This window comes from uncultured Rikenella sp. (assembly GCF_948810725.1).
In the GTDB taxonomy this organism is placed as follows: domain Bacteria; phylum Bacteroidota; class Bacteroidia; order Bacteroidales; family Rikenellaceae; genus Rikenella.
The window spans coordinates 23,526-45,146 of record NZ_CAQIVA010000012.1 but is presented as its reverse complement, the minus strand read 5'-3'; the positions used below and the strand labels follow the sequence as shown (position 1 = coordinate 45,146).

Sequence of the window (21,621 nt, the reverse complement as noted above, 5' to 3'; positions counted from 1 at the left end):
AATGCTGACGCATTTCCACTGCCAGCCTCTACCTCCGTTCTCTGTCCGCGCGCTGACCAATAAGGCAAAGACAACCCTAACAAAACACCCAACGGGGCATGGACGAGAAATGCTCGCGCATTTCCACTGACAGCCTCTACCCCGAAAAGAGCCAAGGCTGCCCTAAAAGTCTATCCCCTCACCGCCTCCACCCACCGGGTCAGTTCTACGAATTGTGCTACGCTCAAAGTTTCAGGTCGCAAACCGAAAAACGGATGCGCCTCCACCCTCCCCTCCGCCACCGCACACAACACTTCAGGAAACGATGCCCCCAACGAATTCCGGATCGTCTTCCGCCGCTGATTGAAAGTAGCCTTGACAATCTTCCGAAACAATTCCTCGTCGCACCCGAGTTCCGTTACGCCGTTCCTTCGCAACCGAATCACGGCGCTCTGCACCTTAGGTGGCGGATTGAAAACACCCGGCGGCACGGTGAACAGATATTCGATATCGTAATAGGCCTGCAACAACACGCTGAGGATTCCGTACTCCTTCCCACCCGGCGAAGCTGCCAGCCGGACGGCGACTTCTCGCTGAATCATCCCCACGACTTCCGGAATCCGATCCTTGAAATCAAGGACTTTAAAAAATATCTGCGACGAAATATTATACGGGAAATTCCCGATAATCCCCACCCCCTGCGGATAAAGTGCCGCCAAATCGAGGCGCAGAAAATCGCCTTCGAGAATATTCAGGTTCGGATAGTGCACCCGCAGGTACTCCACGCTCTCGGTATCTATCTCCGCGACGGTCAGCCGATCGCCGTAAACCGGCAACAAATATTGGGTCAATACGCCCATCCCGGGCCCGACTTCCAACACCTTTTCCCGGGCAATCCGCTCGTCGTCGCCTGCATAAAGCGCTTCGGCAATCCGCCGGGCTATGTTCTGATCGGTCAAAAAGTGCTGACCTAAATATTTTTTCGCTCTGACTTCCAAGTGCAGCAGGTTAAAATGACAAAACTAAATCTTCTTTTTCCCGCATCTCCCGCCCCGGGCTACCGCGACGCGGGGAACAATGGATTGTTGGGCAAACTGTTGGGTGTCGGCAACTACAGATACAATTGGTCTTCTGCATCCAGCGGATCCAATGGCGTGAGTTGAGTTGCCTTATGACACACCTCAACCCCGGCGGGCCGAATTACCGAGGCATCGGTTTTCAGTTGCGTTGCCTCTCGGAATAAACGGGTACCCACAGGGTGTTTGATTGCCAGCCTCTACCCCAAATAATCGGGCTGCCTCTACCCTACTTTGGTTTGACCTTAGCGGGTCGGACGCCCGGGAGGAACGGCAACTCTCGGCGCGTGAGCGGCGTGTTGCGGGCCTCCCGGTGGGAGGCGTCCGGCCCGCGCGACCTTTCAGGTCGCAAGCATTCAGCCTAACTCACGGCTCAATCTACAACCCTAATCTCTTGTATTCGGCCTGGCGCCCACTCCCCCGAGGCGCTCCGCGCCTGGGCGACAGGGCCGGCGGTTCGAAGAACCGCGCTATTCGCACTCGCATCAAAGCTTTATCCAATCCGCCCCAATTCTGTCGGGTTCGGGCTGCGCGCTCCCCGGGTGGGCCGAACGGCCCAGCGCGCAAGCCCGGCGGTTCGAAGAACCGCAAAAGCTCAGCTCATTCATCCTCGGCGCGCCCCCCACGCGCCGCTAAAGCGTCGCCCTCGCCAAGGACGGCGATTCCGTGAGGAATCGCGCTACTCGCTCTCAGTTCAAGTGGTCGACGCCGGCGGGGCCTAAAACGACCCCAAAGGGTCGAGGAGCTCGGCCAACAAGTTCAGCCTGACACACAGCCCAAAGCCAAGCCTCATGCTCGGCCCAGCGCGGCACGAAAACCGATTACGGTTTTCGTGCCCGAAGAACAGTCGCAGCCCAAAGCCCAGCCCAGTTCTCTGCCCCGTGTCAGCCTCACTGCGGCTCCGCTGGCGCTCCGCCGCTTTTTCGCGCGCCTTGCGCGATTCATCTATATTCGGCTACCGCCGAAAGAGTTGAATCGCTTCTTTAGGCGGGGCGCGCGTCTGCCCTACCGGAGAAGACTGCGCTCGGGCCGGGCAAGCCCCACGTTCCATGGACAGGAAATGCTTCGCATTTCGACTGGCAGCCTCTACCCCCGTTCTTTTTTCGCGCGCCTGGGAAAATCCTGTCAAAACGCACAAGTGCATTTTGACGATTTCCCTCTTTAGGCAGCGGCGCGCGTCTGTCCCACAAGAGGGTACTGCCCTTACGCCGGGCGGGCGGTGCCTCCCGGCACTCGGAATGGGCAGCCTCTACCCCCTGTTCTTTGTCCGCACCAGCCCCGCAAAAGCACGTCAGTTCCCCGCCTCGCTCAGAAATTTAACCCGCACCAAGCGTATCTCCTCCTCCGTATAATCTCCCCCCAACTCCCGCACCGCATCCGACACCGAATCCGTCTCCGCATCCTCCGTAAAATAGTCGATGATATCCACCACCTTATCCTCGTCCACCATCTCCGCGATATAGTAGTCGATATTGAGCTTCGTCCCCGACCCCACGATCGCTTCGATCTCGTCCATCAACTCGTCCATCGTCAGCCCCTTCGCATCCGCAATGTCCTCAAAGTCCATTCTGCGGTCGATGCTCTGAATAATGAAGACCTTATTCCCGCTCTTATTGACAATGCTTTTGACCACCATCTCCTGCGGTCGTTCGATGCCGTTTTCCTCTACGTAGCGAGCGATTAGTTTAATGAAAGGCTGCCCGTAACGTTTCGCTTTACCTTCTCCAACACCTGAGATATTATTCTGCATCTCTTCGAGCGTTACCGGATAATATATTGTCATGTCCTTAAGCGAATCTTCCGAAAAAATAACATAAGGCTTATAGCCACTTTTACGAGCAACTTCCTTGCGCAGGTCGAATAGCATATCTAAAAGCACCGGATCGGCCGCCGCCCCTCCCTTGGCCCCCGGATGCGCCGCCACCGAATCCTCGTCGTCCACCTCCTCATACCGGTGATCCGCCACCAGCTTCACGCTGAACGCCCCGCCCGGCGCCAGGAAAGCACGCCCCGCATCGCTGATCGAGAGCAAACCGTAGTTTTCGATATCCTTGTCCACCAGCCCCAGAATCAGCCCCTGCCGAATCACCGCGTTCCAAAAATGAGCATCGTGCTCCGCCCCCGCCCCGAACAGCTCCAGCTGGTGGTGTTTGTACGACTTCACCAGATTGGTCGTCCGCCCCAGCAGCACCGCCTCCAAATAGTCCGCCTTGAACCCTCCGCCGATCACCGCCAGCGTCTCCAACATCAGCCGCATAGCCTCCTGCGCCTCGAACTCCTCGCGCGGATTACAGCAGTTGTCGCAACAATCGCAGTTCGGCACCCCGTACTCCTCGCCAAAATAGTGGAGCAGCATCCGCCGCCGACACATCGCGCTCTCGGCATACGACACTGTCTCCTGCAACAGCAGCCGACCGATCTCCTGCTCCGCCACCGGCTTGCCCTGCATGAACTTTTCGAGCTTCTGGATGTCCTTATAGCTGTAAAACGTGATGCACCGCCCCTCGCCCCCGTCGCGTCCGGCACGTCCCGTCTCCTGATAATACCCCTCCAGCGACTTCGGAATGTCGTAGTGAATCACATACCGTACATCCGGCTTGTCGATCCCCATTCCGAACGCGATCGTCGCGACGATCACATCCACCTCCTCCATCAGGAACTTGTCCTGATTGGCCGCCCGCGTCGCCGCATCGATCCCCGCATGATACGGCAGCGCCTTGATCCCGTTGACCACCAGCAGCTCCGCCAGCTCCTCGACCTTTTTCCGCGATAGACAGTAGATAATGCCGCTCTTGCCCGGATTCTGTTTGATATACTTGATGATCTCCTTCGTGGCATTGACCTTGGGCCTCACCTCGTAGTAGAGATTGGCCCGGTTGAACGACGACTTGAATACCTTGGCATGCTGCATCCCGAGGTTCTTCTGAATATCGAGCTGCACCTTCGGCGTCGCCGTCGCCGTCAGCGCGATGACCGGCGCCTGAGCGATCTCCGAAATGATGGGCCGTATCCGGCGGTACTCCGGCCGGAAGTCGTGCCCCCACTCCGAAATGCAGTGCGCCTCGTCGATGGCATAGAACGACACCTTGATCTTCCGCAGGAACTCTACATTCTCCTCCTTGGTCAAGGACTCCGGCGCAAAATAGAGCAGTTTCGTCTTCCCCGCGAGCACATCCTCCCGCACCTTCTGCACCGCGCTCTTGTTGAGCGACGAATTGAGGAAGTGCGCCACGCCGTCCTCCATCGAGAAAGTCCGCATGGCATCCACCTGATTTTTCATCAGCGCGATGAGCGGCGAGATGACGATCGCCACCCCCTCCATCATCAGCGCCGGGAGCTGGTAGCACAACGATTTCCCACCTCCGGTCGGCATCAGGACGAAGGTGTCGTTCCCCGCCAGCACATTGCGGATCACCTCCTCCTGATTCCCCTTGAACTGCGAGAAGCCGAAATGCCGTTTGAGACTCTCGTACAGAAAGTCCGACGACGAATAGTGGGACGTAGTGCGGTTCGCCATAGCGTATAAGATTCCTCCCGGATGATGAAAAAAAACAAGACCACCTCTCTCTCAGCCCGTCACCGTTCCGCCCGGCCTCCGAAACCGAGGCCTCTGTCGGCGCGAACGACAATAAAGGTAATCGTTTTTTTACAAAATCCGACTACCTTTGTTCAAAAATTCTATCGGAAGTGACTACCGAACAGACCATAGCATTCGCCCGGCAGATCGTCCGCACGGAGTGCGACGCCGTGCGACGGCTCGAAGCATATATCGACGACAACTTCGTCGAAATCGCCCGGACGATTTTCCGGAGCCGGGGACGGCTCATCATCACCGGCATCGGCAAGAGTGCCATTATCGCCAACAAGATCGTGGCGACCCTCAACTCCACGGGCCAGCCGGCCGTCTTCATGCACGCAGCGGACGCCATCCACGGCGACCTGGGGATCATCCAGCCGGACGACATCATTCTGTGCATCTCGAAGAGCGGCAACTCGCCGGAGATCAAGGTGCTGGTTCCGTTCATCCGGCAGATGGGCAACCTGCTGATCGGCATGGCGGGCAATCTGGAGTCGTTCCTGGCGCAGCACAGCGACCGGGTGCTGAACACGACGGTAGCCGAGGAGGCTTGTCCGAACAACCTGGCTCCGACGTCGAGCACGACGGCCCAGTTGGTGATGGGCGACGCGCTGGCGATGACGCTGCTCAAGATGCGGGGATTCACGGCGCAGGACTTCGCCCGGTTCCATCCGGGAGGGGCGCTGGGCAAGAAGCTCTACACGCGGGTGGGAGATATCATGTCGGCCGAAGGGGCGCCGCAGGTGGCTCCGGACGCGGATCTGAAGACGGTGATTATCGAGATTTCGGGCAAACGGCTGGGAGCGACGGCGGTGGTGGAGCCGGAAACGGGCCGACTGCTGGGGATCGTCACGGACGGCGACCTGCGGCGGATGCTCCAGAGCGGTCAGGACATTACGGCGGTTCGGGCGCGGGAGATCATGTCGCCTTCGCCGAAGACCATCCCTGCGGACGAGCTGGCGGTCAAGGCCTTCCGGATGATGGAGCAGAACAAGATCACGCAGTTGCTGGTGCTCGATCCGGAGCAGAACGACGCGTATTGCGGCATTATCCACATCCACGACATCCTGCGCGAGGGGGTGGTTTAGCACCCACGCCCTGTCGGCGAGACTGGCGCGGACAGAAAGCAGAGCGAAGATTTGGGCCGAGGCGGTTAAGCGATACGCAGTATCGCTCCGTCCCGCCGGTGCGCCCATCGGGCGTTTTGTTAGGGTTGTCTTTGCTTTATTAGCCGTCCGCCGCCCGCGCAGGGCAGTTTCAGGCGGGTCGAAGCTCGACCGCGCGCGATCGCTGGAATAGGAAATCATTCAAAGCGTCTTGCGCTTTGAATAAGATTTCCGCCAGCGCGCGGACAAAGAACGAGGGTAAAGGCGGCCTTGGGGTAGAGGCTGCCATTTGCCCACCGCGGGCACGCGGGGCCTGCCCGGCCTGAGGGCAGTACCCTCAAACCAATCGCGCGCCGCCGCCTAAAGAAGCGATTCAGCTATTTCGGCGATAGCCGAATATAGATGAATCGTGCAAGGCGCGCGAAAAATGCGGCGGAGCGACAGCGGAGCCGCAGTGAGGCTGACACAGGGCGGAGAACTGGGCTGGGCTGTGGGCTGGAATTTGGTGCGAAAGCGAGTAGTGCGATTCGTAGAATCGCCGTCCTCGGCGAGAGCGACGCATTAGCAGCGCGTGGGGGGCGCGCCGAGGACGAACTTGAAAGAATGGATGAACTTTGAGGGTGGGTTGGGCTGTGCTTTGGGTTGATCTTTTGCGGCTCGCAGAGCCGCGCGGGCCGGACGCCTCCCCCTCGGGAGGCCTGCAAACTCACGATGTTCGTTGCGTTCCGCCCGGGCGTCCGACCCGCCAAAGAAATAAAGTAGGGCCGAGGCGGCCTGTTGGTTAGGGTAGAAGCTGCCAGCAAAACGCCCGGTGGGTGCGCCCCGGGCTACCGCAGCGGTACCGCCTCAGGCTTACCGTCCAATATCGGCACACACGGGTTCAGCTATTCGTCATCGGTGAACGACCATTATAGTACATATTTGTATTTCACCGTAACGATCCTCCATCCCTGCGAAACCTACCACCGCGCCTATGGTCTTCAGTTGCGTTGCCTCTCGGAATAAACAGGGAGACGGAGGCTTAGGATAGAGGCTGCCATTAAATCACCCAAAGAGTGCGCCCCGGGCTGCCGCGACGCAGGCAACTATCATCTGAACGGCGCATTGTGGATCATCGGCAGCTATGGATACAGTTGGTCTTCATCGACCAGCGAGACCAAGGGAATGTATTTACACTTTGGCCCGAAGGAGTTCAAGACCAATGACGCGACACCCCGTGCCAACGGTCTTCAGTTGCGTTGCCTCTCGGAATAAACGGTGCCGCTCGGCACCCGAAAGATGGCAGCCTCACCCCCAACAACTCGCAGCCGGAGCCAGCGTAGGCCAAACGAGCATCACGAAGTTGCGGTCCTACGCCGGGGGATGGCTCCGGCCCGCGCGACCCCAAAGGGTCGCAGGAGCTCGGCCCTACCCATGACCTAAAGCTCTCTAGTTCGAGCTGTCACCCATCCTCCCGAACGGCAAAGCCGCTGGGCGACAGAGCCCTGACAACTGCCCTAAACCGTAAACTCAAAAAATATTTTTCAAACACTTAACCCAACTTTTTACGTGAAAAAATCGACCCTCCTTTTTTGGACAGCCGGTCTGTTGGCCGCTTCCGCCTCCGTGCAGGCACGACAAACCGCCGTAAACTTCAGCACCCCTTATCCGTTCGACCCGCCCCGCTACGTCTGCTACCGGGCGCCCCAGGAGGTGACCATCGACGGCAATATCGACACCCCGGAGTGGGCCGATGTGCCGTGGACATCCGACTTCGTAGACATCGAAGGCACCCGCCGGCCGGTGACGCCGCGCCATCAATGCCGGGCCAAACTGATGTGGGACGACCGATATCTGTACATCGCCGCCGAAATGATCGAGCCAAATCTGTGGGCGACCCTTACGGAGCGCGAATCGGTGATTTTCCAGGACAACGACTTCGAAGTCTTCCTTGATGTAACGGGCAGCACCCACCACTATATGGAATTCGAAGTCAATGCGTTGGGCACCGAGTGGGATCTGATGCTGACGCGGCCTTACCGGGACGGCGGGGCACCGCTCAACGCGTGGAACATGAACGGAATGCGGTCGGCGGTGAAGCTCTACGGCACGCTGAACGATCCGTCGGACACGGATGAAAAATGGACATTCGAGATGGCGATTCCGATCCATACGCTGCTGGAGGTTCGGTACGGGAAACGCGGGATCGAAGCCGGCGAACAGTGGCGGCTGAACTTTTCGCGCGTGCAATGGCTGTTGGATGTGGTGGACGGAGCATACGTCAAACGGCCGAACCTGCCGGAAGACAATTGGGTTTGGGCTCCGAGCGGCAAAATCAGCATCCACGAACCGGAATACTGGGGTTTTCTGCAATTTTCGACCGTGACGGCCGGCAAGGGCGAAACGCCGTTCGTCTGGAACCGGAACGAAGAGGTCAAATGGGCTCTCCGGCAGCTCTACTTCCGGCAGCGGGAGTTCCGCAGCGCGACGGGGCGTTGGGCCTCTACGCCGAAAGAGTTGAAAGCATCGGACATCGAGATCGAAGGACTCGCTTTCAGACCGACGATGTATGTGGCGGGCGACAGCTACCGCATCGTGGCGCCGGGGTTCGGCGACACATCGTGGTACATCGACCAGCAGGGCTACGTGGGCGAAGGGCGATAGGCTTTCGAAACTCTGTATACGAAACGGGGTTGAAGCAGAGTTCTGCTCCAACCCCGTTTTCATACCCCCCTGTTCATATCCTCCTTTTGTATTCTCACCTCAATCCGCCCCGGGCTACCGCAGTCGTCTTTCGGGAGCGCTGAACAGCATCGGCAATCAGGGATACAGTTGGTCTTCGACGTTCAACAGCACCAATGGCATGTGCATGGACTTCAGCGTAGGGTGGCTCAATGCCAAAGCGGCGAACTACCACGGCTACGGTTTTCAGTTGCGTTGCCTCTCGGAATAAACGCCGCGGGCCCGCGGGGGGCAAAGGGCCGGGTCTACCCTAAAAATAAGGGCAGCCTCTACCCGAAAGCTACCCCAAGCAACTGGCCGCATCTACCCTACTTTTGAGTGGAATCCCTGCGGCTCGCAGAGCCGCGCGGGCCGGAGCCACCCCAGGCGTAGGCCTGCAACTTCGCGATGCTCGTTTTAGGCCCCGCTGGCTCCGACCCGAATCACAAAAGCATATTCCTATCTGTTAAGCGGGAACGCACTGTAAGCGGGCCGGACGCCCCAATTCTGTCGGGTTCGGGCTGCGCGCTCCCCGGGTGGGCCGAAGGCCCAGCGCGCAAGCCCGGCGGTTCTACGAACCGCAAAAGCTCAGCTCATTCATCCTCGGCGCGCTATTCGTTCTTAGCCTAAGTCCGCCGCGTGGGGTGGCGGCGAACTGCGCAACTCTGCGAGTCGCAGAAGCTCGGCCAACAGCGCGGCCCAACCCACGGCCCAATTCTAGGAGATTCGTCCTCGGCGCGCCCCTCACGCGCCGCTGATGCGTCGCTCTCGCTGAGGACGGCGATTCCTCTCGGAATCGCGCTATTCGCTCTCAGTCTATAGCAGTTCGCCGCCAGCGGTGAGTGCAACGAGCCCCGTCGAGTTGCAGTCCGCCGCGTGGGGTGGCGGCGAACTGCGCGGCTCTGCGAGCCGCAAAAGCTCGGCCCAAAGCCCGGCCAAAAGCAAGCCCCAACCCACCGCCCAAATCCAAGCCCCATGCTCGGCCCAGCGCGGTGCGAAAACCTGTTACGGTTTTCGCGCCCGAAGAATAGTCGCAGCCTGAAGCTCGCCCCAGTTCTCCGCCCCGTGTCAGCCTCACTGCGGCTCCGCTTGCGCTCCGCCGCGTTTTCGCGCGCCTGCGCGATTCAGTTATTTCGGCTCACCGCCGAAATAGTTGAATCGCTTCTTTAGGCGGGGCGCGCGTCTGTTCGACAGGAGGGGACTGCGCTCGGGCCGCGCGGGCCCCACGTCCCGTGGACGGGAAATGCTTACGCATTTCCACTGGCAGCCTCTACCCCGTTTTCTATCCGCGCGCCTGGGGAAATCTTGTCAAAACGCACAAAGTGCATTTTGACGATTTCCCTCCTAAGGCGTGGCGCGCGTCTGTCCTACAGGAGGGTACTGCCCTCAGGCCGGGCAGGCCCCGCGTCCCGTGGACGGGCGAAACTGAGTTTCGCTATGGCAGCCTCGGCCCCACCCCTCGCACCGTTCTCTGTTCGGCCGCCAAACTCCCCTACTCACTCCCGCCGCAGCACCGTGAAACGAACGGTTTGCGTGTATCCCGCATCATCCACCACCGTCAGCCGATGCTCGCCCGCCGACGGAGAGACCGTCAACGTATGCCCCACCGCCGAAGCCGTCCGGGTCGTCCCCAGATACACTGCATCCAGATGCCAGTGTACCGACGCACTGTCCGACCGATGAGCCGCCCGGAAAACGAACTTTTCAAAGCCGTTCGAACCCCTCTCTCCCTTCGGCAGATACAGCATCGCCCTCGGCTGCGGATAGATCACCTCCAACGGCCGCCCACCCGCCGCCACCGGAGGCGGTACATAGTCCGTCGCCCGCTGCCGATAGTAATACTCCGCCGCCGGAGGCAGCACGAACCACCCCCTCGTCTCGCCCCCCACCGACACCGGACGATGATAAGGACAAACCCGCGAAACGACTCCCCGCAACGGAATCCGCACCGTATCCACCGCATCCCCCGACGACACGCACCACTCCGAAGCCCGATGACCGCTCCGCCGACACACCGCCTCCTCCGTCATGTCGCCGACCGGCTCCGGAAACCACCCCTCGCCCCCGCCCGGCAGCAACGAAAAGAGATCGAACAGAATCGGCGCCGCATACCCCACCCCCGTCATCCCCGCCCGCCCCTCGCCGTCGGCATTCCCCACCCATACCCCCACCGCATACCGCGGCGTCACCCCGATCGCCCACGCATCGCGATTGCCATAACTCGTCCCCGTTTTCCACGCCACCCGCTTCATCGAGCTGAACTCCTGCCACGCCGCCTCCTCTTCCGGCCGATTCACCCCGCTCATCGCCTCGAACATAAACCACAGCGCCGACGGAGAGAGCGGACACACCCCCTCCGCCTTCTGTATTGTCGCCGACGAATCGACCCTCAGCCCCCGCATATCCGCCGCCTCGTACCGCCCCGTCCGGTCGTACCGCAGCAACGACCTCGCCAACGCCGCATAAAGCCCCGTCATCTCCCCCAACGTTCCCTCGGCCCCGCCCAGAATCAGCGTCGAACCGTAATCGTCCGCACTCCGGTCGAACGTCGTCAGCCCCATCGAACGCAACAGGCCCAGAAACCGATGGTGATTATAGTCGGCCAGCATCCGCACCACCGGCACATTGAGCGACCGCTCGACCGCCCGCCGCGCCGACACCACCCCGCTGAACGTCTTGTCGTAGTTGGACGGCACGAAACCCGCCATCTGGAGCGGCGTATCGAAGACCAGCGTATTCGGCAGCACCTGCCCCTCCGTCAGCATCGCCCCGTAGAGAATCGGTTTCAGCAGGCTGCCCGTACTCCGCCGCGCCGCGACCACATCCACCGATCGGCCGTCCCGCGCCTCCGCTGCCCGTTCGTCCGGCGAGATGTTTCCCACATAGGCCAGCACCTCGCCCGACTCCACATCCGCCACCACCGCCGCCGCATTCCGGATCCGGTTGGCCGCCAACATCCGCTCGCCGTAACCGTCCACAATCTGCTGCACCCGCACCTGAAGCGCATCATCCACCGTCGTATGCCACGCCCGCCCCTCCGCCAGTCGATCCGACAGGTGAGGCGCATGCCGCGGCAGCGGCTCCGGCGCATCGGGCAGCGGCTCGGCCAACGCCGCCTCGAACTCCGTACTGTCCAATACCCAATGGGCCAACATCCGTTCCAGCAGCCGATTCCGTTTGGCCAGCAGCTCTCCGCGCCCCCGTCCCGGATGGATCAACGCCGGTGAATTGGGCAGCACCGCGAGCGTAGCCGCCTCAGCCCACGACAACTGCTCCGGCGAGTGGCCGAAATAACGCCACGCCGCCGCCTCGACCCCCACCACATTCCCCCCGAACGGCGCATGAGCCGCATAGAGCGCCAGAATCTCCTCCTTCGTATAGCTCCACTCGATCCGCACGGCCAGTATCGCCTCCCGGATCTTTTCGGCCACCGTCCGGGGCGGATTTCCCCGGCTCAGCCGCACCAGCTGCATCGTGAGAGTCGACCCTCCGCTGACCACCCCGCCTGCCCTCCGGTTCTGCTCCGCCGCCCGCACCAGCGCCGGCAGCGAGACCCCCGGATGGCGATAGAAGCGCCGATCCTCGTACTCGACCACCGCCCGCAGGTACTTGTCCGACAAGGCCGCCCCGGGCGGAAAACGCCACTGCCCGTCCTTCGCCACCCGCGCCCCGAGCAGCTCCCCGTCGCGGGCATACAACACCGTCGAGTAAGGCGCATCGAACAACGGCTTCGGCAGCAGGCGCACATACCCGACCGTCGCCCCCGCCGCGAGAGCGAACCACACCAGATTCCGTATCCGTCGTCGTTTCATACCGTTCAAAATTAACGAATCTTCGCCAGAAATCAGCCTCCGCAACCAGATAACCGATTCCTATTTCCACTATATTTGTAGGTAGCTTTGCATTGTTCAAACCGACACACAAACCCCGATTCAAGATGAAACACTTCGGTCTCCTTTTAGCCGCCGTGCTCTTCGGAGGATGGGCCGGATCGCCGGCCACGGCCGCTCCGTTGCAGGGGCGCGTCAAGAGCGTGAAAATCTATCCGCGCGGCGTCTACGTCACGATGTCGATTCCGACGACCCTCCGGGCGGGCGAGACGGAAATCGCCTTCCCCGACCTGTGGTACGCCGATCCGGCGACCGTCGAACTGCGGCTCCTGGCAGGAACGACCGGCGCCACCTATGTGATGGAGTCGCAACAGGCCGTGCGCGGAAGCGACGTGGAACAACAACAGCGGTATCTGCTCCTGCGCGACACGCTGGCAGCCCGTCGGGCCCGGCTCGAAGCCGACAGCATGGTACTGGTGCGCGAAATCGAGTTCCTACAGGCGAATGCCAAACAGGAGGCCACCTCGGTCAGCCAGCTGGCAGCGGTCGACACCTGGATGCAGGCCAAATATGCCTCCGTCTACGAAGCGCAGCGCAAGAACCGCGAGTCCCGGGCGGCTCTGGATCGGGAATGGGCGGAGAATGAGCGCGCCATCCGCCGGATCGAGAGCCAGGCTTCGCAAGTGACGCTGGTTCGGGCACGAGTGAACAGCCTGCGGACGCAAAAGGCGGAGTTCGAACTCGCCTATTTCACCCGGGCGGCACAGTGGGAGCCGGTCTACTTTTTCCGTTTCGAGCCCGCCCGAGCCACGGCCGAACTGGACTATCAGGGGACAGTGTGGCAGTGGACTCATTTCGACTGGGATCGGGTAGCGGCCACCCTGAGCTACGGCACGCCGAACCGGGCGCTGAACCGGGTGCAACTCACCCCGCAAACCCTATTATACTCGCCGGCCATCAAATACCGGGCACGCACGTTGGAGATGGACGTTACGCAGGACATGGCGGTGGATGTCTCGAAATTCGGCGGCACTTATACCGGCGAAGAGAGCCCCAAATTCATGGCCTCCGCACCGGTGGCCCCGATGGCGCCGACAGCCCGCATGGAGGTGTCGGAAAACAACATCAGCTACCAGCTGGCCTCTCCGCTGACACTAGTCTCCTCGTCCGACAACGGCAATATCCGGCAGACGGTACAGGTGCGGCGCGATACCGTGCCGGTGCTGTACGAGTACGAAGTCACGCCGAAGATCAGCACCGACGTGCTGCTGCTGGCCCGCGTGCCCGGCTGGCAAGAGCTGCACCTGACGAACGGACGAGTCAATGTCTTTTGCGACGGCCGGATGCTGGGGCAGTCGAACCTTTCGGTGCGGAACACGGCGGATACGCTGGTACTGCCGCTGACGCTCGAATCGCAGGTCGTTGTGGAACGCAAGGAGACGGGCAACTATCAAGAGCGGGTTTCGGGAGCGAAGATGGAGCGGATGCGGTCGTATGAGATTCGGGTCAAAAACAACAAGTCGTTTCCGGTGAACCTGACGGTGAAAGATCAGTATCCGCTGTCGAGCACGTCGGAGGTGGAGATCGCCCTGACCAACGATTCGGGTGCCGAGGCGAATCCGCAGACCGGTATGCTGACCTGGCATCTCGACCTGGCTCCGGGCGAGGAACGGGTAGTGACTTTCGGCTACACCGTCCGCTATCCGAGAGGAGGAGATCTGAGTTGGTAGTTTGCGGGTGGGGGATATCGTGAACGAAGACCCTATTGGGGTCTGACTTTACGCGGGACGCCGATGTGCCGTTAAACGGGACATTCCCGTACTATTCGGACGGGGTTGTCGGAGAATCTTACGGTGCAGGGAACTACAAGGCCACCAACGGTCGTCTCTACAAGGTAAGCACCTCGGGCGCGGGAACCCCGCTCGCCTGGTACCCCGCCCCGGGCCTCCGCGGCGGCGACGCGGACAATAATGGGCGATTGGGCGCTCCGGTGGACGTCGGCAACGCCGGATTCAGCTGGTCTTCGACGTTCAGCGGTACCCTTGGCATGACCTCGGGTTTCAGCGCACCGTGGCTCGCTCCCAGCAGCTCGGGCTACCGCGCCCACGGTTTTCCGTTGCGTTGCCGCGCGAAATCGGGGAGGCGGAGTTCGGGTAGAGGCTGCCAGTAGAACGCCCTGTGGGCCCGCCCCGGGCTTCCGCGACGCAGGCAATTACGGGCGATTGGGCGCTCTGACGGGCGTCGGCAACGGCGGTTACAGCTGGGCTTCCACGGTCAGCGGTACCAATAGCATGAACTTGGATTTCCACGTGGCGCAGCTCTACCCCAGCTACGTGGGCAGCCGTGGCCGCGGTTTTCCGTTGCGTTGCCTCTCGGAATAAACGGGGAAGGAGTGGGCCGGGGGCAAGGGGCCGGAGCTGCCCCATGTAGCCGAACTTTGTGCAGACGGACGCCCGGGAGGAACAGCAACTCTCGACGCGCGAGCGGCGTGTTGCGGGCCTCCCGGCGGGAGGCGTCCGGCCCGAGCGGCTCTTCGAGCCGCACGAGCACCGCCTCATCACGGAAAATTCGCCGCCAGCGGTGAGGACAACGAGTTCCAACGAGTTGCAATCCGCCGCGTGGGGTGGCGGCGAACTGCGCGACTCTGCGAGTCGCAGAAGCAACAACCCATTCACCGCCCAAGGCTGCCGGGTTCGTCCTTGGCGCCCCCGGCACCCGCCTATAGCGTCCTCGCTCTCAGTTCAAGCGGTCGAAGCCTGAGTTGCTTAGGGTAGAGACTGGCAACAAAAGACGCTGTGCGTCCCTCCGCGGCGAGAGGCTTCGGCCCGCGCGACCCTTAGGGTCGCAGGAGCACAGCTTTTTTCTGTCGGTTTCGGGCTGCGCGCTCCAGGGGTGGGCCGAAGGCCCAGCGCGCAAGCCCGGCGGTTCTACGAACCGCAAAAGCACGGCCCACTCGTCCTCGGAGCGCCCCCACGCGCCGCTAATGCGTCGCTGCGCCCGAGGACGGCGATTCCTCTCGGAATCGCGCTATTCGCTCTCGGCCTAAATTCCAGCCCCAAGCTCGACCCAGTTCTCCGCCCCGGGTCGGCCTCACTGCGGCTCCGCTTTCGCTCCGCCGCTTTTTGCCGTCGCCCGCGGCAATTCTTGCCGGATTGGCCGAGCTCCAACCGGCAGAATATGCCCTCTTAAACGGGCGGGCGACGGAGTTTTGCTCGAAGTCGAGGTTTTTCGCGCGCCTGCGCGATTCAACAATTTCGGCGGTGAGCCGAAATTGTTGAATCGCTGCTTTAGGCGGGGCGCGCGTCTGTCCTACGGGAGAGTACTGCGCTCGGGCCGCGCGGGCCCCACGTCCCGTGGACGGGAAATGCTACGCATTTCAACTATCAGCCTCGGCCCAACCTTTGTCCGCGCGCTGGCGGAAATCTTATTCAAAGCGTTTTACGCTTTGAATGATTTCCTACTTCAGCTGTCGCGCGCGGTCAAGCTTTGATTCGCCTGAAACTGCCCTGCGAGGACAGCGACCGGCTCATAAGGCAGAAACAACCCTAACAAAACGCCCGATGGGCGCACCGGAGGGACGGGCGAAACGCAGTTTCGCCATGGTCACCTCGGCCCCACTAAAGAAGAGCTGCGCCCAGAACACGTAAACGGCAACAGCAATCCCAGCCCTTCAAAACGAAAACCGGGCAAAACCCGCCAAATACGACAAAACAAAAACTCGAAATATGAGACAACCGTCACGCCACCAACCTCTTCGCCGCCTGCTGACCCTCTGCGGCGCAGCCCTCGGCATCGCCGTCGGCCTCTCCTCGTGCGGCGACAAGAAAGTCGCCCTCGAAAAGAGCATCCGCACCACCCCCGTCGAGATCGCCTACAACCCCTCCGTCGAGAGCTTCACCACCGGCACCATCGGCCGACGGAGCACCCTCTCCGTAACCCTCGTCGAGCCCGTCTCGCAGGAAGCCCGGCTGGGAAAATACATCACCCTCTCGCCCAAAGCCAAAGGCCGCTGGGAGATCGCCGTCGACGACCCCCGGACACTGCTGTTCACCCCTGAAGCCGAGCTTGACCGCGGCCAGACCTACACCGTGCGCCTCGACCTCAAAGGGTTGCTGCCCGGCCGACCCGACGACGGCGACTTCGAATTCACCTTCCGCACCCTGCCCGCCGCAGCCGCAGCTGAACTCGGCAGCTTTATCGTTGAAGACGACCACACCTACACCATCGAAGGGAGCCTCTTCACCGCCGACTACGAAGACTCCGCCCGCATCACCCGGATGAGCGAATGGGACGGCCTCAACCACGGCACCGTCCACTGGATGCACAACGCCGACGGCCGCGAACACCGTTTCGTCATCTCAGGCATCCAGCCCCGGCTCATCGCCTCCGACCTCACCCTGACCGTCAAAGACCCCAAAGCCGGATACGAAAAAGAGGAGGTGCTCACCGTGCCCATCCCCTCGTCCGGCAGCTTCGAGCTCCACTCCGTAGAATACGTGACCCATCCCGAAAAATACATCGAAGTACGCTTCTCGCGACAACTCGACCCGCACCAGGATCTCGACGGCATCGTCTGGCTCGACGACCTCTCCTGCGTGCGACGCATAGAAGACAACAAAGTACTCCTTTACCCCTCGTCCCGCAGCAACGACCTCACCGAAGCCACCCTCTGCATCGACCCCGCCTTGCGATCGGCAGACGGGAAACGCTTCGGCGAAGAGATACAACGCACAATCCCCCTGGAAAACCACGACCCCGCCATCCGATTCATCGGTCGCGGCACCGTACTGCCCCCCGCCGAAGCGCTCGTCGAAAACTCATCGAACAGGCCCGGCCGCGGCATTCCGTTCCAGGCTGTCGGCCTGCGCGCCGTCCGCGTCGATGTCTTCCGCATCCTCGAAAGCTCCATGGGACAATTCCTACAGGAGAACGACCTCTCCGACAACGACGGCGGAAGCATCATGCGCACCGCCCGCCCCGTTGCCTCGCGAACGATCTTTCTGGATCAGAACGGCGGACAGGAGTCTCACCGCTGGGCCACCTACTCGCTCGACCTGGACGACCTCATCCGGCCCGAGCCCGGCGCTCTGTACCGCATCTCGCTCTCCTTCGACCGCTCGATGGCCTCCCTCTCCTGCGTCCCGCCCGAAGAACGCCTGACCCCTCAGGCCGCCCGCATCGCCGACGAAGCCCGGCTGACCGCCATGAAAAAACGGTTCGACCAGGGCGGCTACTACTGGAGCGGCAACGACTACGACTGGGACATCTACGAATGGAAAGAGCGGAACAACCCCTGCTCGCCGAGCTACTACTTCAACCGCACCGTACAGCGGAACCTCGCCGTGACCGACCTCGGCGTGATCGCCAAAGCCTCCGACGAACCCCGGATGCTCTTTCTGGTGCACAGCATCTCCACCACCGAACCGGTGAAAGAGGCCCGGATCGAGCTGCGTAACTTCCAGAACCAGCTCGTCGGCAGCGGCACCACCGACGGCGACGGCCACGCCCTGATCCGCTACGAAAACGGCCGGCCCTACTACGCCGTCGTCGCGAAAGAGAAACAACGCACCTATCTGAAAGTCAATACCGGTTCCGAGCTCTCGACCTCGACTTTCGACGTCTCCGGCGAGCAGGTACAGGAGGGGCTGAAAGGCTTCATCTGGACCGAACGCGGCGTCTGGCGACCGGGCGACACCATCTATATGAACTTCACCACCGCCGGCACCCGGCTGCCCGCAGGCCACCCCGTGACCGTCGAACTCCGTTCGCCGCTCGGCCAGCTCTACCAGAAACGCGTCGCCACCCGGTCCACAGGCGGCATCTACAGTTTCGTGCTCACCACCGATCCGAACGCCCCGACCGGCGTCTGGTCGGCCTCTGTGAGCGTCGGCGGCGCCCGTTTCGGCAAACGGCTGCGGATCGAAGCCGTGAAACCCAACCGCCTCAAGATCGACCTCCGGTTTCCGAAACCCTACATCCAGCGCGGCCAGCCGATGAACGCCACCCTCCACGGCGAATGGCTCACCGGCGCACAGGCCGGGAACCTACGCTACGTCATCGAGACCGAATTCACCGCCCTGCACAACGGTTTTCCGGAATACAAAGGGTATGTTTTCGATAACCCCTACCGTTCGTTCCGCCCCGAAAGCGCCCCCGAGATCACCGGCACCACCGACGCCGCCGGAGACGCCCGCATCACCGCCGTGCTGAACGGCGGCGAAAAGGCCGGCGGCCTGTTGCAGGCCAACTTCACCACCCGGCTGTTCGAGCCCTCGGGCGAAGCGAGCATCGACGGCACGACGATGCTCTACTCGCCCTTCGACTCCTACGTCGGGATCCGGCCGCCGCAAGAGGCCGCCGACCGGCTCGACACCGAACGGGACTACACCTTCGACCTCGCCACCGTCCTGCCCGACGGGCGGCCGGCCGGCGATCGGCGCGTAGAGGTCTGCCTCTACGAAGTCGAATGGCACTGGTGGTGGAGCGCCGAAAAGGATCAGCTGGCCCGCCACGTCTCCGACCGCAGCCTGAGCCCCGTCCACCGCGAAACCGTCGAGACCTCCGGCAACGGCAAAGGCTCCGTCGCCCTGAACTTCACGCGCGATTCCTGGGGAACCTACTACATGACCGCCCGCGACCTTCGGAGCGGACACGAGGCCGCGACCCTGCTCTACGTCGACTGGCCCGACTACGGCAACCGCCGCACCGACGGCGAAGGAGCCATGCGGCTGGCCGTCTCGCTCGACAAGAAGTCCTACCAGGTGGGCGAGCGCGCCACCGTCAGCTTCCCGGCCACCGAAGGGTCGCGCGCCCTCATTTCGGTCGAGAACGGCTCCCGCGTGCTGACCGTCTTCCCCGTGGAATGCACCCGAAAGCAGGAGAAATTCACCTTCGAAGTGACCCCCGAGATGCAGCCCAACGTCTACCTGAACGTCACCCTGCTGCAACCGTACGGCAGCGTCGAGAACGACCTTCCGGTACGGCTCTACGGCATCGTCCCCCTGTCGGCCACCTCGGCCGCCAGCCGGCTCGAACCGGTGATCGCCGCTCCGGACGAGGTACTGCCCGAGTCGGAGATGACCGTCACCGTCTCCGAAAAACAGGGCCGCGCCTGCGCCTACACGCTGGCCGTGGTGGACGAAGGGCTGCTCGACCTCACCCGGTTCCGCACCCCCGATCCGTGGGGAACGTTCAACGCCCGGGTGGCACTCGGCGTATCGACCTGGGACATCTACAACGACGTGCTGGGCGCCTACGGCGGGCGGATCGAACAGATGTTCGCCATCGGCGGCGACGGCGCCCTGACCTCCGCCGCCAAAGCCTCCGTCAACCGATTCCCGCCCGTGGTGAAATACTTAGGCACTTTCGAGCTGAAAGCCGGTAAAAAAGCGACCCACCGGATCCAGCTTCCGGCCTATATGGGCCGCGTGCGCGTGATGGCAGTGGCCGTCTCTCCGGAGGGCGACGACGGGAACGGCGCCTGGGGCTCGGCCGAACGCTCCGTCACGGTGCGCGCCCCGCTGATGGTCTTGGGCACCGCCCCGCGGAGCGTGGCTCCGGGCGACGAGTTCGTCGTGGCCGCCACCCTGATCGCCACCCGCGACGGCATCGGGAAAGCCTCCGTCGCCCTGACCGCCGACAAAGCGCTCTTCACCGTCGTGGGCGCGGCCCAGCAAGCCGTCGCCCTGACCTCCAAAGGCGAACAGATCGTCCTCTTCCGGCTCCGGGTGAAAGACGCCCTGCCGACCGGCGCCTCCTCCGGCGGACACATCGAGATCACCGCCACCGGCGGAGGCCGACAGACCCACTACGGAATGGACATTCCGGTGCGCACCCTGTCTCTGCCCGTCTCCTCGGGCCAGAGCCACACCGTCGAAGCCGGCAAGAGCTGGAACGGGACAGCCGCCCTGCCCGGCATGCCGGGGACGCAGCGCCTGATGCTCGAAGTCTCCGCCGTGCAGCCCCTCAACGCCGCACAACGGATGGAATACCTCTCCACCTACCCCTACGGCTGCATCGAACAGATCACCTCCGCCGTCTTCCCGCTGCTCTATCTGCCCGATCTGGCCGACCTGTCGGAGAAAGAGCGCCACACCGCCCGGACGAAAGTCGAAAGCGTGCTCGAACGCTACAAGCAATACGCCACCCCGGACGGTTCGATGGGCTACTGGCCCGGCTCCGCCACCCCCAACTCCTGGGGTTCGGCCTACGCCCTGCACTTCATGACCGTCGCCGGACATAAAGGTTATACGATGCCTGCGGGCGTTTACGACCGGCTCAAAGCCGCCGTCAAGAGCAACGCCGTACGTTGGAACTCCGCCCTGAACGCCGGCGCCAACCTGATCCAGGCCTACCAGCTCTATGCGCTGGCCCTCTCCGGCTCGCCCGAGACCGGCGCCATGAACCGCCTGCGACAAAACGGCAACCTGACCGACGAAGCCCGGTGGATGCTGGCCGCCGCTTACGGTGCAGCGGGCCGCACCGACCTCGGCCGCACCGTCGCCGCCGGGACGAACACGGCAGCCGCCGCTTCCGACGAGACACTCGCCGCCCAGCAACGGCTGACCTACGGTTCGTCGCAACGCGCCCGGGCCGTCCAGCTGCTGGCACAGACCCTGTTAGGGCTGCGCGCCGAAGCGGCCCAGACGGCACAGGTCGTTTCGCACGCCCTCGTCTCCGACGACTGGATGAGCACCCAGACCACCGCCTGGAGCCTGCTCGCCATGGGCGAATACGCCGCCCGGAACGGCCGGGTATCGGCCCTGAACTTCGAGTGGAACGCCGGCGGACACAGCGGCCGCGTCGAATCCGACTCGAAAAAGATGTTCTGGAGCGGCGAATGGGACAACCCCTCCTCCGGCAAAGTCGCCGTGACCAACCGGACGAAAGGTACCCTCTATATCCGGGCCGTCGGTTCGGGGATTTCGTCCGGCCGCGACGTGACAGCCGCTTCGAACGGGCTCGAAGTGACCGTCCGCTACCTCGACAGCAAGGGGAATCCGATCGACGCCGCCACCCTGAAGCAGGGCACCGACTTCGTCGCAGAAGTCACCGTCCGCAACCTGACCCCGACCGCAGTCGACCACCTGATGCTGAGCCAACCCGTCGCCTCCGGCTGGGAGATTCGCCCCGACGTCGGCGAGCTGCCGACCGGCGTGGACTACCGCGACCTGCGCGACGACCGGGTCGACAGCTACCTGCCCTCGCTGGGCGCCGGCGCCGCCGTCACCGTCCGCACCCGGTTGAACGCCGCCTATGCCGGACGTTACACCTTGCCCGCCATTCGCTGTGCAGCCATGTACGACGGCCAGGTAGCGGGAAATACCGCCTCGGCCGTCACGACAGTCAATTAA

9 protein-coding genes are annotated in these 21,621 nt (G+C 62.3%); 6 read left to right on the top strand and 3 right to left on the bottom strand.

The genetic code is table 11. The features are described 5' to 3' along the window. Positions 1-170: 170 nt before the first annotated feature. Together rsmA and recQ are read right to left on the bottom strand one after the other, a co-directional pair. Entirely contained in the window at positions 171-977 is an 807-nt protein-coding gene (rsmA, locus tag Q9S52_RS05715) for a 16S rRNA (adenine(1518)-N(6)/adenine(1519)-N(6))-dimethyltransferase RsmA (RefSeq protein ID WP_370648993.1), read from the bottom strand. 1,369 nt (positions 978-2,346) lie between these two features. Then, positions 2,347-4,572: a DNA helicase RecQ gene (recQ, locus tag Q9S52_RS05710; RefSeq protein WP_294594606.1), complete on the bottom strand. Its 2,226-nt coding sequence runs from the start codon at positions 4,570-4,572 to the stop codon at positions 2,347-2,349. A 170-nt stretch (positions 4,573-4,742) separates the two neighbouring features. Between recQ and Q9S52_RS05705 the strand changes: the two genes are divergently transcribed. Continuing rightward, positions 4,743-5,720, top strand: coding sequence for an SIS domain-containing protein (locus Q9S52_RS05705; RefSeq protein ID WP_304708453.1), 978 nt, complete (start codon positions 4,743-4,745; stop codon positions 5,718-5,720). Positions 5,721-7,286: 1,566 nt separating this feature from the next. Further along, positions 7,287-8,381 carry a carbohydrate-binding family 9-like protein gene (locus Q9S52_RS05700; protein WP_304708452.1) on the top strand — a complete coding sequence of 365 codons (1,095 nt, stop codon included), beginning with the start codon at positions 7,287-7,289 and terminating at the stop codon, positions 8,379-8,381. Between the two features lie 1,553 nt (positions 8,382-9,934). Here the strand turns inward: Q9S52_RS05700 and pbpC are convergent. Beyond that, complete coding sequence (pbpC, locus tag Q9S52_RS05695) at positions 9,935-12,250, bottom strand: penicillin-binding protein 1C (RefSeq protein ID WP_300828978.1); 2,316 nt, start codon at positions 12,248-12,250, stop codon at positions 9,935-9,937. Positions 12,251-12,375: 125 nt separating this feature from the next. Here pbpC and Q9S52_RS05690 point away from each other — a divergent pair, with 125 nt between their 5' ends. From Q9S52_RS05690 to Q9S52_RS05675, 4 genes are all read left to right on the top strand, one after another. After that, positions 12,376-13,998, top strand: a complete 1,623-nt coding sequence (locus Q9S52_RS05690; RefSeq protein WP_304708451.1) for a mucoidy inhibitor MuiA family protein — start codon at positions 12,376-12,378, stop codon at positions 13,996-13,998. Positions 13,999-14,033: 35 nt separating this feature from the next. After that, positions 14,034-14,438 (top strand): hypothetical protein, encoded by a 405-nt coding sequence (locus Q9S52_RS05685; RefSeq protein ID WP_304708450.1) that lies wholly within the window; start codon positions 14,034-14,036, stop codon positions 14,436-14,438. Positions 14,439-14,490: 52 nt separating this feature from the next. Continuing rightward, a complete protein-coding gene (locus tag Q9S52_RS05680) occupies positions 14,491-14,649 on the top strand; it encodes a hypothetical protein (protein ID WP_304708449.1) in 159 nt (52 codons plus the stop codon). A gap of 1,344 nt (positions 14,650-15,993) precedes the next feature. Beyond that, positions 15,994-21,621 carry an alpha-2-macroglobulin gene (locus Q9S52_RS05675; protein WP_304708448.1) on the top strand — a complete coding sequence of 1,876 codons (5,628 nt, stop codon included), beginning with the start codon at positions 15,994-15,996 and terminating at the stop codon, positions 21,619-21,621.

Bases quoted from the DNA above. Each gene is read 5' to 3' on its own strand.
- Q9S52_RS05690 (WP_304708451.1), top strand. From the start codon at position 12,376: ATGAAACACTTCGGTCTCCTTTTAGCCGCCGTGCTCTTCGGAGGATGG.
- pbpC (WP_300828978.1), bottom strand. From the start codon at position 12,250: ATGAAACGACGACGGATACGGAATCTGGTGTGGTTCGCTCTCGCGGCG.
- Q9S52_RS05675 (WP_304708448.1), top strand. From the start codon at position 15,994: ATGAGACAACCGTCACGCCACCAACCTCTTCGCCGCCTGCTGACCCTC.
- recQ (WP_294594606.1), bottom strand. From the start codon at position 4,572: ATGGCGAACCGCACTACGTCCCACTATTCGTCGTCGGACTTTCTGTAC.